The following is a 13464-nucleotide window of genomic DNA, read 5'->3' as shown; positions in this document are numbered from 1 at the left end:
TTATGTTAAATCTATTAACTATCGGTATCCAACATCAAATTGCTCCAGTTAGTGTGAGAGAAAAGGTGGCATTTTCAGAGGAAAATTTACCAGATGCGCTCCTTGATCTAAGGCAGTATTTGAATCAATTTAATAATGAAACGAATTCTGAGGTAGCAATTTTATCTACCTGCAATCGAACAGAAATCTATTGTGCTGCAAATGACCAGCAGATTTCACCAGGGTTACTTCAGGCTAGAACAATCGACTGGTTATCATCCCAGCAAGGTATTGCAAAAAGTGAGATTCTTGATTACGTTAAAACTTCTGTTGCTTCTGAGGCGGTTAGGCATGTGTTTCGAGTTGGGTGTGGTTTAGATTCGATGGTTCTTGGGGAGACTCAAATACTTGGTCAAATCAAAAAAGCGGCTTATACAGCTCAGCAAGCTGGATCGATAGGATTGCATCTCAATCAATTATTTAATCGCACTTTTGCCGTTGCTAAGGATGTCCGAACGAATACCGAAATCAGCTCTCATGCTGTTTCAATGGCTAGTGCGGCCTTACGCTTATCACAAGGTGTGTTGGGCGATATTGAAAAGCAAAGGATCTTATTTATTGGTGCTGGTGAAATGATTCAGTTATGTGCTGTTTACTTTTTAGGTAAAAAGCCACGTTCAATCACTATTGCTAATCGCACTATTGAGCGGGGTGAAGACTTAGCTAAATATATTTCTGAACAAGGTTATTCTTGCGACTCTATTCCATTATCTGAAGTGCCAGAAAAAATGGCAGATTTTGATATTGTGATTTCCTGTACCGCTAGTTCCTTGCCTATTATTGGCTTAGGTATGGTCAATACCGCCCTCAAGAAACGTCGCTATGCCCCAATGGTGATGATTGATCTTGCTGTCCCAAGAGATATTGAGCCTGAAATCAGTAATTTAAGAGATGTCTATTTATATACGGTAGATGATTTAGGTCAGGTAGTCAAAGAGGGTAATGATTTAAGGTTAGGTGCTGTAAAAAATGCTGAAATGATCATCGATTTGCAGGTTAAAAACTTTATGCATTGGTTTATGCAACGCTCTTCGGTTCCCTTGATTAATAGTCTTAAGCAAAGAAGTGATGAGTTACAGAACATTGAATTAGAAAAAGCAAAAAGAAAGATACAACGTGGCGATGACCCAATGGAAGTAATGGCTGAGTTGGCACGTGCTTTATCAAATAAGTTTTTACACGGATCTTTACATACACTGAATCATGCTGAGGAATTTAGTATTGATGAGTGTCAAAAAATTGTATCGAAAATATTTATAAGCACTGGACGAAAGGGCTGAACATGTTAAAAATGACTAATTTACTGAAAACTATTCAGTCTCCTTCGGATCTAAGAGAATTAAAGAGGACTCAACTTCCTCAAATTGCGAATGAACTTCGAGAATTTTTACTCGATTCTGTTTCTCAAACAGGTGGTCACTTATCTTCAAATTTAGGTACGGTCGAACTAACTGTCGCATTACATTACGTATTCAATACCCCAGAAGACAAAGTAGTCTGGGATGTGGGTCACCAGAGTTATCCTCATAAAATTTTGACTGGTCGTCGTGATCAAATGTCTGGTATACGGCAATTGGGGGGAATTTCTGGATTTCCTAAACGATCTGAGAGTAAGTACGATGATTTTGGTACGGCACATTCTTCAACGAGTATCTCTGCTGCAACTGCAATGGCTCATGCTGCCTTAATCCAAGAGAAATCGAATGTTGCCATAGCTGTAATTGGTGATGGAGCGATGACTGGCGGAATGGCTTTTGAAGCGATGAACCACGCTGGAGTCACCAGAAATTTACCCTTGATTGTGATTTTAAATGATAACGATATGTCAATCTCACCAGCGGTTGGAGCTTTAAATCGTTACCTTGCAAGATTAATTAGCAGCCCTTTGTATGACACAACCAAAAACGCAGTCGGTAATGTCTTATCTATTGTTCCTCAATTACGCGAATTTGCAAAACGACTAGAAGAGCAAGCAAAAGGAATGGTCGTACCTAATACGATATTTGAAGAATTCGGTTTCAATTATATTGGCCCAATTGATGGTCATGATTTAAATTCCTTAATTCCAACACTACAAAATATCCAAAAACTAGCCTTACAAGGAGATGGTCCTCAATTTGTGCATATCGTGACAAAAAAAGGCAATGGATATGCTCCCGCTGAGGCAGATCCAATCAAATATCATGGGCCAGGAAAGTTTGATCCTAAAGTTGGAATCTTGCCTTCAAAGACGGTAAGCAAAAAAACATTTACGCAAATTTTTGGTGAATGGATTTGTGATATGGCTAAGGTGGACGATAAGCTAGTTGGTATAACGCCAGCGATGCGTGAGGGGTCAGGATTGGTGGAATTTGAGAAAAATTTCCCGAAGAGATATTTTGATGTCGGTATCGCTGAACAACATGCAGTTACTTTTTCAGCTGGTTTAGCATGTGAAGGTTTAAAACCAGTCTTAGCAATTTATTCAACTTTTTTACAGCGAGGTTACGATCAGCTCATACACGATGTAGCATTGCAAGATCTGCCAGTTATGTTTGCCCTAGACCGAGCTGGAATAGTTGGTGCTGACGGCGCGACCCATGCCGGTGTTTATGATATTCCTTACCTGCGCTGCATACCAAATATGCTGGTCATGACGCCGAGTGATGAGAATGAATGTCGTCAGTTATTATCGACGGCTTACTATGCGAAACATCCAAGTGCAGTTCGCTATCCGAGAGGTAGTGGTGTTGGAGCTGAGGTAAGCTCAAGTTTAGATGGGTTGCCGTTGGGACGTGCAAACCTTAGAAAAATGACCACACAACTTACCGGTAAGCGCCTTGCAGTATTAGCATTCGGAACTCTATTGCATCCTTGTTTGGAGGTTGCTGAGAAATTAGACTTAACAGTTGTCGATATGCGTTTTGTAAAGCCTATTGATGAAGAGATGTTGACACAAATCGCTAATACGCATGACGGACTTATTACTATTGAAGAAGGATCTATTCAGGGTGGTGCAGGAAGTGCCTGTGTAGAGTACCTAAATCAAATTGGATTAGCTTTACCTACCCTACATCTAGGATTGCCAGATCGATTTATTGATCATGGAGATAGTCAAGTGTTGTTAGCGGCTTGTGGCTTAGATGCCTCAGGTATTGAAAGATCAATTATTACAAGATTTTTTTGAGACTGAATTATTCATCATTTAATTTAAATATTAAAAAAGCACGAATAGTTTTAAGTAACTATTCGTGCTTTTTTTATCAAACTTTAATGTCTAAGGGAAGATTATTTCTTCTTCATCGAGTTAAGCCTTAAGATTCCGGCAATGATTACCCCAAAAAAGATTGCGGCGACCCAAATACCGAAAGATCCTACAGAGCCTTGCGGCATTAATAAGCGAAAAACGATCATTGCAACAACAGCAATAATTGCAAAACCGACATATTTTGTGATGTGAGTAGATCCCATATTCATCTCCTAAATCAATGTAAAAAATTGAATTATTTTTTTGGTGTTTTATCTTTATTGAAATAATTAGCAAGCCAAAAAAACACAACTAGAAACCATAACATTAGAAACAAGTGGTAAATTTTCAATTCTATTCTCCTTGGTGGGTAAGTATCAATAAATCATACATCAAAATAAACGGACTTAAAACGGTGATATCTTGAAAAACAACGTAATTATTACGTTTTACTTGCACTACGAACTTTAATGAGGGGCAACATTGTTAGGATTGTCATCATCAGCATACAGATTTCAATTGCGTAAACCGTACTGTAACCCATCAATGAGGAGTTGGTATTCGTTGCTACAACATCGCGAATAATGCCTCCCAATGTAATTGCTAAACCTGCAGCGGAGGCCTGTACAGCGCCCCAAGCCCCAAGAGCTAATCCACTTTGTCCTTCTGGAGCAAGATTCATGGTTGCAGTTAAGGTACCATGACCAAATAAGCCCGCACCAAACCCAATAAAAAGAGTACCTAGGGCAAAGAGAATCGGTTCACCAATATTGCCAGAGAGGATCACAGCCAAGAAGGCAGGGATACCTACTAAGGCCCCTATACTTGACATTTTAAATGGATCAGCTCCTTTGCTGAGAATATGCGAAGCCCATGCAAAACCAAACAGTCCACCTGCTGCTAAGGCAGCAGTTAAGCTAGTAGTTTGTGATACGCTCAGTTTTAAAATATCTCCTCCATAGGGCTCAAGAAGGATGTCCTCCATTGAGAATGCAATAGTCCCAAGGCCAACAGCAATTAAACGACGCGTTGCATAGTTACCTTCTAAAAAGGCATCCCAAGATTCTTTAAAAGTTTTACTTTGAGGTTCAGCTGGATATAAATGTGCAGGTCTTCTTGCCTCTTGTTTCCAAAGTGCAATAACATTCAAAACAAGCGTCATCACTGCTGCGCCTTGAATGACTTGTATCAATCTTCCAGGACTAAAATCACTGAGAAGATGACCAAAAATAATAGCACTAACAATCATGCCAATTAGTAGCATGACATACATAAGCCCAACTACTTTAGGTTGAGATTCCGGAGGGACTAAATCATTTGCTAAAGCTAATCCAACAGTTTGGGTTGTGTGCAGACCAGCACCAACAAATAAAAATGCAATACCCGCACCTAATTGGCCTATCCATTGGGGAGCATTATTGGCTTGACCTGCGCCTGATAGCACCAATAAGCCAAAGGGCATCATGGCAAAACCGCCAAATTGTACTAAGGTTCCCATCCAAATATAGGGAACCCTTTTCCAGCCTAATGCAGAACGATGCGTATCAGATTTAAAGCCGATAACGGCTCTAAATGGTGCAAAGATTAAGGGAATAGAAATCATGATGGAAACTAATGATGCAGGTACCTTCAGTTCCACAATTAAAACTCGATTTAAGGTGCCAATTAGCATGACTAAGGCCATACCAACTGACACCTGAAAGAGCGACAAACGGAGTAAGCGCGATAATGGGACATCTGGAGTTGCAGCATCTGCGAAAGGCAAAAACTGCGTACTAAGCCTAGACCAATTACTAATGAATTTTCGGCTCATTGATGTCATTTATATAATTATAGTTATTTAAACTTAGGAACAAATCAGGATGAAATTCATCCTGATTTATTCTTTTAACCAAGTTACTACTATTTGGCCGGTTCTTTTGCCACCGCTGCAACTGGGGCGCTTCCTTGTAAAAAGCCTTTAACCCAAGTGGTATTGTTTACTAATTGCAGGTGAACATTGAATGATGCAAATGCTACTGCAGTAATAATAAGTGGAATACCAACAGATGGCTTAACTACACACCATAATTTTCCGTAGATCATTTTGTGCCCCTTCGATTATTTGAGCCAAGGTGAATAAATATAAGCCAGTAAGTGAGCTAACGCAGCAATTAAGCCAAAGAACTGAGTTCCTTGAATTAAGTGTCTGTGAATCTCTTCTGACTCCGCCTCTGTAAGACCTGTAGGCCATACTTTATTTGGATCTGACATGTTGAAATCTCCTTTGGAAAGATCTTTTCGTGCAAAACCCGCACGTGGGCTATTCATGGATAAACAGTATTTATTAAAAATTATTTACCCATTCCTATGTGTAATGTAAATTATACATTTCAAGATGTCAATAATTAATTACATATTTTTGTCTGAAATGCTAAAATTATTCAACATGTGATTGGGGTTGTGTTTCACTAGTTTGATGGGTTTTATTCATAGTTATTAGTAGAGATGAATCAAAAAAATCCATAGTAAATAACAAGTTAAAAGTAAGAGTTGTCTTGAATTACTTTTGTAAATTATTAAATCATCATTGAAGGGGACTTTATGACTGAGAACGAGTCATTCGAACTAATGGGTTTTTTAAGGCAGATGATTCAAACTCGAATCATCTATAAAGATATTCTTGCAGAAAAACAGATAAATGAAGCATTTTCTACGCAGCCCAATGCAAGTTATCTTTTAGTGCAGAGAGCTATTTTTTTGGAGAGAGAGTTAGAACAAACTAAAAAGAACTTAAGCGAGCTACAAAGCCAATATCAAGTTATTCCAACGGCTTTAAAGCAAGACACATTTTTGAATGAATTAATGAGTAACTGGGGTAAAAATTTAGAGGCTCGGGAGAATACGATGAATGAGAAAGCACTTACAAAGAAGAAAAAGTTTTTATCGTTTGAAGATAAGGGACTCTTATTTTTGATTAAAAACTCAAAAATTATTTGGTTATTGGTTTTGGTTGCATGGGGACTTGCTTACTTTATTAAAAATAAGTAACTCAAATTCAACAATATTTATAAAGCAAATTGATGAAACAATAAAGGCATAAAGAACTCATCTTTAAGCCTTTATTAAACTAGATTTAAAATCAATCTAGCTTATTTAAAACAAGTTACCGTGTTTAAAAGTTAATACTTGTAAGAAACCATAAGCATACAGATATCAAAGTGAAAATACCAATAAAAGCAATGATCCCGTTGCGATAAAGATTTTTGGCTTTATCTCTAGCTTCGATAGCACGTTCTTGACTCATCTCTTTCTCCTTTTGTAGTTATCCATTTTATTTTATATGAAACTTTTAAATATAGGAAATAAAAAATAAACTGCCTTATTTTTTATATTAATTAATAAAATCTTGAGACAAGCTGCTCTAGCTGTATTGAAGAAAGCGCTCCAGAAATTCTTTCTATCTCAGAGCCATTTTTAAAGATTGCCAGAGTAGGAATGGAGCGAATAATATATTGTTGGCCAATACTCGGATTGGCTTCTGTATCTATTTTTACGTGCAAAATCTTTTCTCCATGTTTTTTGGCGCTAACTTGGAAGGTTGGAGCAAACATTTTGCAAGGCCCGCACCAAGGCGCCCAAAAATCAATGATGATGGGTAATTTATTTTGATTGATGATTTCTTTAAGACTAGCTTGATCGACCTCTATAGGCCCTAAAAGTAAGCTAAATTGACAAGCACCACAAATAGGCTTTTCATTTACACGGTCACAGGGCAAGCGATTCAATTTCTGACAATTTGGGCATTTAATAATCATTGCGACTACCTTTTCTTGTTACTAATTAATCAGAGCTAAATTATCTTATTGGTATAAGTTCGATTATCGGCTTATTTAAAGTTTAATAGGGGGCAGTTTCAAGGTTAAAATATAGAAATTACTTAAACAAGGAGCCAAAATGTCCCTACGAATTAATGATGTTGCACCAAACTTTACTACTGATTCAACTGCTGGAGAATTAACCTTGCATGATTGGATCGGGGATAGCTATGCTATTTTATTTTCTCACCCAAAAGATTTTACGCCAGTCTGTACCACCGAGTTCGGTGCGGTTGCTCAATTAGCACCTGAATTTGCTAAGCGCAATACCAAAGTAATGGGTGTCTCAGTTGACAGCGTAAATGATCATCAAAAGTGGAAAAAAGATATCGCTGCATTTGCAGGCGCTCCTGCAGACTTTCCGATTATCGACGATACCTCTTTGCAGGTAGCAAAGCTCTACGACATGTTACCAGCCGACGCTTATCTTCCCGATGGTCGCACTCCTGCGCATAGTGCTACTGTTCGTACCGTATTTATTATTGGTCCTGACAAAAAAGTGCGCTTAACCATCTCTTACCCAATGTCTGTTGGACGTAACTTTGCAGAAATCCTCAGAGCCTTGGATGCGATTCAAATAACTGATGGCTTACCTTTGGCAACTCCAGCAAACTGGGTTCCTGGTCAGGACGTGATTGTTGCTCTGGCTTTAAATGACGAGCAAGCTACAGCCAAGTACGGTGAGCTCGATATTAAATTGCCTTATTTGCGCTTTGCTAAGTCACCAAAAAATAATTGAATAAGTTTGTTTGCAGAAATTATCAGTAACTTCTACGTGAACAGGTAACCGTAAGACACAAGGGCTGTTTAAGCACGTGTCTTACGGCTGTGAAATTAATAATGTTTACAGAGTTGGCTCAATCATGGTTTTAGTGCGCCAGCCTCATTAAGCTTGTAAAGACATTAAGCTATCAAACCAATCCTTGAAGGATGTTAGGTAAAGTTCGCAAAACTAGCGGCCTGACCGATGTTATTGGAGTCTTTATCGAAGAGGTTCCAGACAGTAGCATTTGCGATTTGAAACTTGCGACCCGTTTTTGATATTCGCGTTCCTGAGTAATTATCAATAAAACCCTTTGAAGCAACTTCATCAAGAAGATATTGTCTCGCCGCCTGATCAGCGAACTCTGCTGAATATCTTGAAGGTAAGCAAATTAATTCTCCCCATGTCATCTCAAAGACTTCTTGAGCTTTAAGGTTCCCATAAAAGAATATAGGATCTTTACTCTTATCATGGGCAAGAACCACAAAAGGGGCTTCATACAAAAGTCTACCTAAATTAAGCTGATCATTCGAGAAGATAAGACTCTTCTTCGTTAATTTTTGATAAGAGTTCACTATTAACTGAGCAATTTCATTGTGGAAATTATTCGCTTGACTTGGTTCTAAATGATTATTCAGATACATCCTTGCATTGGTTATTTATAAATCAAAAGTCCATTTTTAATAACTTAAACCATAGGCCTGTAAAGGCTAACAGCGTTACTCCATAAAACCTTTTCCGATACTGTCGGGCCTAATACATCCTTAACTAATTGAATATCCGCTGGTTCAAAAGGGCGTTTTGCGCGGGTTGAGGGAAGGTCGGTGCCGAACATTAAAGCATTTGGATTACGGGCAGCGATAAGCTCTAGAGCTTTCGGAACATTCATGTTAACTCGGCCAAATCCGGTGACTTTAATTTTTGCGCCTGAGTCCACTAAATCCAGTATTACCGGTAGGCCCTTCTCAGTCATTCCCATATGATCAATTACAATTTGAGGGAGTTTAGACAGTTTTGCAACATGAGGTCTTAGTGCTGCAGCATCTGCATAGATCTCTGCGTGCCAACGCCCTATGTTATGAACGCGTGTGGCTAAAGCAACGATATCGTCCACGGAATCAATACGTCCTCGAAAAACATTAAAGCGAAGACCTCTGACTCTAATTAATGTGAGGTCGGCAATCTCTGTGTCTGAAATATCTGATGGAACTTGCGTTATACCTACCCAGCGAGGACCAAGTTGAGGTAGCAGGGCTCGTAAATAACTTTGGTCATTGCCATGAAAAGAGCCAGAAACTATCGCACCTGAAGTGATGCCTAAAGGCATCGTTTGCGCCTTATATTCTTCAAGAGTGAAAGATGGAGGGATATATCCTTGGTTGGAAATAATGGGGTAGCGCGTATCAATGATATGACAATGCGCATCAAAAATTTGGGAGTTTGGTTTTACTATAGCGCATCCTACAAGGGACATTCCAGTAAAGGCGCCAGCCCCAAGTACAAGTCGACGACGATTTAAGTTAGTGACCATAGTTTCTCTTCATTGGGTATTGTTTTAATTTGAGTTTCTCATACTCTATCTCACTTGATGAATGTGCGATATTATTTTAATTTTAGAGTAGTGATACTTTCAATGAACACTTTATTTAAACTAGACGAATGACCGAGCTACCTTCATGGTTGCAAGCCGCTCGTGATGCATGGCAGTGGCGTGGTACAAGCAGACCTGACTTTGCTCAAGTGCCGGAATAGTTCACTTTTTCTTTAAGAATTGCTGTGAGGAGTCATATATAACTAGTGGGTTTTCAATTGTCGTGTCTAAGGAGGAAGAGTTAGCATAGATTGTTTTCGTTTGGCAAACGATGTAAAAGAGGGGTAAATTCCGCTCTGCTGCTTACATAGTGCTTACATGACATCCAAAAGAAAAAAGGCTTTAAAAGCACTTCGCTCTTAAAGCCTTATACATCTTGGTGGGTCGGGCGAGATTCGAACTCGCGACCAACGGATTAAAAGACACGCTGATTGACCGTTTCGCACCCTATTTTCAAAGTGATACAGCGTAGGGGCAAAGTTGTGCGTGCGTGCTGTGCTTTTGTCCCACGCGGCGTAAAAATACTTTACGCTTATGTTTGCTATGCCTGTCGTGCGTGATTTGATGTCTATTTTATTATCCAGTATTTCTGACAAAAAAACCATATATTTAGAGTGGACCCGATAGGCTGGACAGTTTTTAACTGGGTTTAAGCTATACTTTTACTGCATTGCAACTGTGCAGCGTTGCCCCGTAATCCACTTCTTGTTTCAATCCTACAGGATATTTCTGAAGAATCAAAGCACCCCCACCTTGACCTGATTCATAAACTTCTTGAGGAGTCCTATCGGATAATGCTTGGTGAGGTCGTTCTTCATTATAAAAATCAAAATATCTTTTTAATCCAAGCTTTAACTCTTTCGTATTCGAGTAGCTTTGCAAATAAATGTCCTCATATTTCACACTTCGCCAAAGTCGTTCGACAAAAATATTGTCAAAGACTCGGCCTCTTCCGTCCATACTAATACTAATTTCTTCCCGCTTGAGGACAGAAGTAAAAGCATCGCTGGTAAATTGAGCCCCTTGATCACTATTGAAGACTTCTGGTTTGCCATGCCGGATGAGAGCATCCTCTAAGCAGGCGATACAAAAACTGGCCTCCATCGTATTGCTAATTCGCCAACTGAGGACCTGCCGTGAGTACCAATCAATAACTGCCACCAAATAGACAAATCCTTGAGTCAATCGAATATAGGTGATATCGGTACTCCAGACTTGATTCGGTCTGATCACCAAGACTCCTCGCAGTAAATAGGGATAGATTCGATGACCGGGCTGTGGTTTGCTCGTATTTGGTCCTGGGGACATACCAGCAAGTCCCATCAAACGCATCAATCGTTGTACTCTTTTACGCCCAATTGACTCGCCACGCCGCCTCAAAAAAGTCTTCATCCGTCGACTACCAAAAAATGGTCGGCTAGTGTACTGCTCATCAATCAGCTGACTGATCCGCAGATCATCTTCACCCCCCAAGGCTGGAACTTGCTGAGCATGGAAACTGGATCGGGCAACGCTAACTAAGGCACATTGGCGACTCACTGAGACCCCTTGAACTTTGCCAATCCATGACATACGGATCAAGGTAGGCTGATCCCGGACTTTTTTTTAAGCCAATCCAGTTCTACCTTTAATTTGCCAATTTGGCTATAGAGCTGATCAGGCTCACTGTGCTCAGAGATAGGCTTTGGACCACGCTTACCCTCAAAGATGACTTTACACTGATCTAAGATGGCTTTTTTCCATTGTGCAACTTGGACTGGATGTACCTCATACAGCTGCGCAATCTCATTAATTGTCTTATCAGACCGTATCGCCTCAAGCCCAACTTTCGCTTTGAAATCAGACGTATGGCTAACCCGTTTTTTTCTTTCGCTCATATCTTTCCTTTAGATAGAGCATAGCTTAAACTACTGTACAGAAAACCGGGTCCACTTCAATTGAGGTATTTTTAGCATTTCTGGTTTTACCAAAAGCGGACTTGTGCGATTAGCTACAGCATCTCTAAACTTTTTACGCTGACTTATAGCGTTGCTGTTGTTGCTTGCGTTGCTGTTCAGCCTCACGCTGTTGTCGCTGTCGATCTTTCTCATTTTTAAGTTGTTGCTTGTCACGCTGAACTGTTTGCTTGAGAGAGTTAACGCGAGCTTGCGCTGGGGTGAGAGGTGGCTTGGGTTTGATTGGCTTAAGGACGAATTCATAGAAACGCATACAGTATTTACCTTATCCATAGCTCACTTCCGTGTAGTCTAATACATTTCCAACTCCATATTGAGCCTCGCCCAGTTGCTTTGCGAGGTAGGCATTTTCTGCATAGACAAGAGTGAAAGCTGTCTGTGATTGATTAATACGAACCCATAACTTGTATTGCTTCATTTTTTAAATCCGCTTCTTAACTTATTCGCGGCAAAATCTATCGCTGTATCTAACTCTCCAGCTTCAACTGCAGACTTAATGACCTGTAGTGTTGGCACTAACTCAGCAGAGGTATTGATTTCAACTGCATACTTGCCCTTTGCCAACTCTAATACTTTTGAACCATAGCGGATAGCGAGTGCCAGTTTGCCGTTATCCCCCACAAACCACCAAGCCTTAATTCTTTTTTGTGTTTCAACTTGCTTGCGTATGCCTGTGTCTTTGTCCGTATAACTACGAAAGCGATTAACAACAAACAGACCTCCTTTTTCTTCTGCTCGTGCTAACTCAATCTGCTCCCATATGCGCTTGCCTAGTTTATTTCTTCGTTGTAGCACTTGTGGAACTTGCGAAGGCTTTTTAGTAGTAGTTAACTTCAGTGTGGCTAATGTGCTCATTGTGTTTCCTTGTTTTGTTTGCTTAGTAAAACAATAAAGTCGAGCAAGCTGAGAGGACAACCAGTTTTTAGACTCATTGCCAATCTCACCAAATAAAATACCAGTTTTTTATTAGTATTCTTATCATTTGTATAAATAACTTAGACAAATAGAACATAGGAAAGTTGTATTTGCCAACAATCACTACCGAAAATGAGCAGTGGCACTCAGTCGTTATGCCACCCAAAAACTGGACTATGAGTCGCAGGGACGGAAATTCTGGGCGGTAGCAGAGACTTGTATTCACTATCCTTTACAGGACGCCATTAGCCTTGCTAGTTAATATGAATCAAGTATAGAAATAGCACAAAGACGACAGTCTATAAGACTGTGAGCGTCACGAGAAAGCACTGCTTACACAGCAACTTTCAAACAAGACAAAGGTAGCCACTTATTGCTTTTGTCATTGTTGCGTTTTAAAGCCGCACATAAAAGGAGACAGCAAAACCGCCCTTACCTTATTGGTTGTGCCTATAGTGGTGTAGTAAAGAACTCAGCGAAAGAATCTTTTACTACTACTGAGCCTGTTGCTTAAGGCTCAGTGTAGGTAGAATCTAGCGAAAGCCTTAACATCAATCATCAAATAAAAATAAGAAAAGAAAAATGTGATGAGCGCAAGCGAAATCACAGGCGAACGTAGTTTGCCTTAATGAACAGAGTAATATATTAATAATATCTACTTTATCCTAATCAAAATGGCAGATGCATACACAATTAAGATTCATGTTCTAAATGGTGATCCAGAGGGTGTTAGGATTATTGACAGAATGAATTGGACTGGACAGGGAATCGCTTTTCCTAGAGAAGAGTGGCAAAACATTAAAAACTTAAAAGAATTTAGTAGTCCCGGAATTTATATCTTAGTTGGTCATCCTAGCGATGACGATGATTTACCTACTCTCTATATAGGTGAGGGTGATGGTATTGGCAATAGAATCGAAAGTCACGCTAAAAATAAAGAATTCTGGTCTTGGGGAATAGCTTTTGTTTCAACTAATAACAGCCTAAATAAAGCGCATGCTCAATGGCTCGAATATGCTCTTATTTCAAGGGCAAAGGAAATTAATCGTTGTAAGTTAGATAATTCAAATTCTCCCCAAGCTCCCATACTTAGTCTCTCAGATAAATCTGATACAAAG

The 13464-nt window shown here is 39.5% G+C and carries 16 protein-coding genes; 5 read left to right on the top strand and 11 right to left on the bottom strand.

What is annotated here, in order from left to right:
- Positions 1-2: 2 nt before the first annotated feature.
- Positions 3-1319 (top strand): glutamyl-tRNA reductase, encoded by a 1317-nt coding sequence (gene hemA / locus AOC35_RS08555; protein ID WP_108646679.1) that lies wholly within the window; start codon positions 3-5, stop codon positions 1317-1319.
- An 11-nt stretch (positions 1320-1330) separates the two neighbouring features.
- Positions 1331-3205, top strand: a complete 1875-nt coding sequence (gene dxs / locus AOC35_RS08550) for a 1-deoxy-D-xylulose-5-phosphate synthase (protein WP_108648779.1) — start codon at positions 1331-1333, stop codon at positions 3203-3205.
- 101 nt (positions 3206-3306) lie between these two features.
- Here the strand turns inward: dxs and AOC35_RS08545 are convergent, their stop codons facing one another.
- The 4 genes from AOC35_RS08545 to pufB form a co-directional block, all read right to left on the bottom strand.
- Entirely contained in the window at positions 3307-3489 is a 183-nt protein-coding gene (locus tag AOC35_RS08545) for a hypothetical protein (protein WP_108646678.1), read from the bottom strand.
- Between the two features lie 218 nt (positions 3490-3707).
- On the bottom strand, positions 3708-5078 hold the full coding sequence (locus AOC35_RS08540; RefSeq protein WP_245898467.1) for a PucC family protein: 1371 nt from the start codon (positions 5076-5078) through the stop codon (positions 3708-3710).
- Positions 5079-5167: 89 nt separating this feature from the next.
- On the bottom strand, positions 5168-5350 hold the full coding sequence (locus tag AOC35_RS08535; RefSeq protein ID WP_108646676.1) for a light-harvesting protein: 183 nt from the start codon (positions 5348-5350) through the stop codon (positions 5168-5170).
- 15 nt (positions 5351-5365) lie between these two features.
- Positions 5366-5518 carry a light-harvesting antenna LH1, beta subunit gene (pufB, locus tag AOC35_RS08530; RefSeq protein ID WP_108648778.1) on the bottom strand — a complete coding sequence of 51 codons (153 nt, stop codon included), beginning with the start codon at positions 5516-5518 and terminating at the stop codon, positions 5366-5368.
- A gap of 330 nt (positions 5519-5848) precedes the next feature.
- Here pufB and AOC35_RS08525 point away from each other — a divergent pair, with 330 nt between their 5' ends.
- Positions 5849-6295 carry a DUF2076 family protein gene (locus AOC35_RS08525; RefSeq protein WP_108646675.1) on the top strand — a complete coding sequence of 149 codons (447 nt, stop codon included), beginning with the start codon at positions 5849-5851 and terminating at the stop codon, positions 6293-6295.
- Positions 6296-6419: 124 nt separating this feature from the next.
- Here the strand turns inward: AOC35_RS08525 and AOC35_RS15820 are convergent, their stop codons facing one another.
- Both AOC35_RS15820 and trxC read right to left on the bottom strand, forming a co-directional pair.
- The gene (locus AOC35_RS15820) at positions 6420-6551 is read right to left on the bottom strand and encodes a hypothetical protein (protein ID WP_281259263.1); all 132 of its coding nucleotides are present in this window, start codon (positions 6549-6551) and stop codon (positions 6420-6422) included.
- Between the two features lie 91 nt (positions 6552-6642).
- A complete protein-coding gene (trxC, locus tag AOC35_RS08520) occupies positions 6643-7062 on the bottom strand; it encodes a thioredoxin TrxC (RefSeq protein ID WP_108646674.1) in 420 nt (139 codons plus the stop codon).
- A gap of 139 nt (positions 7063-7201) precedes the next feature.
- Between trxC and AOC35_RS08515 the strand changes: the two genes are divergently transcribed.
- The gene (locus AOC35_RS08515; protein WP_108646673.1) at positions 7202-7861 is read left to right on the top strand and encodes a peroxiredoxin; all 660 of its coding nucleotides are present in this window, start codon (positions 7202-7204) and stop codon (positions 7859-7861) included.
- Between the two features lie 194 nt (positions 7862-8055).
- Here AOC35_RS08515 and AOC35_RS08510 read toward each other — a convergent pair whose 3' ends face one another.
- From AOC35_RS08510 to AOC35_RS08490, 5 genes are all read right to left on the bottom strand, one after another.
- The gene (locus AOC35_RS08510) at positions 8056-8529 is read right to left on the bottom strand and encodes an MEKHLA domain-containing protein (RefSeq protein ID WP_108646672.1); all 474 of its coding nucleotides are present in this window, start codon (positions 8527-8529) and stop codon (positions 8056-8058) included.
- Positions 8530-8573: 44 nt separating this feature from the next.
- The gene (locus AOC35_RS08505; protein ID WP_211307495.1) at positions 8574-9416 is read right to left on the bottom strand and encodes an amidohydrolase family protein; all 843 of its coding nucleotides are present in this window, start codon (positions 9414-9416) and stop codon (positions 8574-8576) included.
- 714 nt (positions 9417-10130) lie between these two features.
- Positions 10131-11353, bottom strand: a protein-coding gene (locus AOC35_RS08500) for an IS3 family transposase (RefSeq protein WP_425440625.1) whose coding sequence is annotated in 2 segments (ribosomal slippage) — positions 10131-11060 and positions 11063-11353 — 1221 coding nt in all. Because the reading frame shifts where the segments join, the coding sequence is not laid out codon by codon here.
- A 133-nt stretch (positions 11354-11486) separates the two neighbouring features.
- Positions 11487-11684: a hypothetical protein gene (locus AOC35_RS08495; RefSeq protein ID WP_108646671.1), complete on the bottom strand. Its 198-nt coding sequence runs from the start codon at positions 11682-11684 to the stop codon at positions 11487-11489.
- 161 nt (positions 11685-11845) lie between these two features.
- A complete protein-coding gene (locus AOC35_RS08490) occupies positions 11846-12286 on the bottom strand; it encodes a DUF6641 family protein (RefSeq protein WP_108646670.1) in 441 nt (146 codons plus the stop codon).
- Between the two features lie 734 nt (positions 12287-13020).
- On the opposite strand from AOC35_RS08490, the gene AOC35_RS08485 reads away from it, so the two are divergent.
- Positions 13021-13464: GIY-YIG nuclease family protein (locus tag AOC35_RS08485; protein ID WP_170107036.1), on the top strand; the 444-nt coding region annotated here is incomplete at its 3' end.

Origin of the sequence: Polynucleobacter rarus, assembly GCF_003072505.1 — a bacterium.
Classification (GTDB): Bacteria; Pseudomonadota; Gammaproteobacteria; order Burkholderiales; family Burkholderiaceae; genus Polynucleobacter; species Polynucleobacter rarus.
The sequence above is the reverse complement of the archived record's forward strand: the minus strand, read 5'-3'. Positions and strand labels throughout refer to the sequence as shown.

Bases quoted from the DNA above. Each gene is read 5' to 3' on its own strand.
- hemA (WP_108646679.1), top strand. From the start codon at position 3: ATGTTAAATCTATTAACTATCGGTATCCAACATCAAATTGCTCCAGTT.
- dxs (WP_108648779.1), top strand. From the start codon at position 1,331: ATGACTAATTTACTGAAAACTATTCAGTCTCCTTCGGATCTAAGAGAA.
- AOC35_RS08545 (WP_108646678.1), bottom strand. From the start codon at position 3,489: ATGGGATCTACTCACATCACAAAATATGTCGGTTTTGCAATTATTGCT.
- AOC35_RS08540 (WP_245898467.1), bottom strand. From the start codon at position 5,078: ATGAGCCGAAAATTCATTAGTAATTGGTCTAGGCTTAGTACGCAGTTT.
- AOC35_RS08535 (WP_108646676.1), bottom strand. From the start codon at position 5,350: ATGATCTACGGAAAATTATGGTGTGTAGTTAAGCCATCTGTTGGTATT.
- pufB (WP_108648778.1), bottom strand. From the start codon at position 5,518: ATGTCAGATCCAAATAAAGTATGGCCTACAGGTCTTACAGAGGCGGAG.
- AOC35_RS08525 (WP_108646675.1), top strand. From the start codon at position 5,849: ATGACTGAGAACGAGTCATTCGAACTAATGGGTTTTTTAAGGCAGATG.
- AOC35_RS15820 (WP_281259263.1), bottom strand. From the start codon at position 6,551: ATGAGTCAAGAACGTGCTATCGAAGCTAGAGATAAAGCCAAAAATCTT.
- trxC (WP_108646674.1), bottom strand. From the start codon at position 7,062: ATGATTATTAAATGCCCAAATTGTCAGAAATTGAATCGCTTGCCCTGT.
- AOC35_RS08515 (WP_108646673.1), top strand. From the start codon at position 7,202: ATGTCCCTACGAATTAATGATGTTGCACCAAACTTTACTACTGATTCA.
- AOC35_RS08510 (WP_108646672.1), bottom strand. From the start codon at position 8,529: ATGTATCTGAATAATCATTTAGAACCAAGTCAAGCGAATAATTTCCAC.
- AOC35_RS08505 (WP_211307495.1), bottom strand. From the start codon at position 9,416: ATGGTCACTAACTTAAATCGTCGTCGACTTGTACTTGGGGCTGGCGCC.
- AOC35_RS08495 (WP_108646671.1), bottom strand. From the start codon at position 11,684: ATGCGTTTCTATGAATTCGTCCTTAAGCCAATCAAACCCAAGCCACCT.
- AOC35_RS08490 (WP_108646670.1), bottom strand. From the start codon at position 12,286: ATGAGCACATTAGCCACACTGAAGTTAACTACTACTAAAAAGCCTTCG.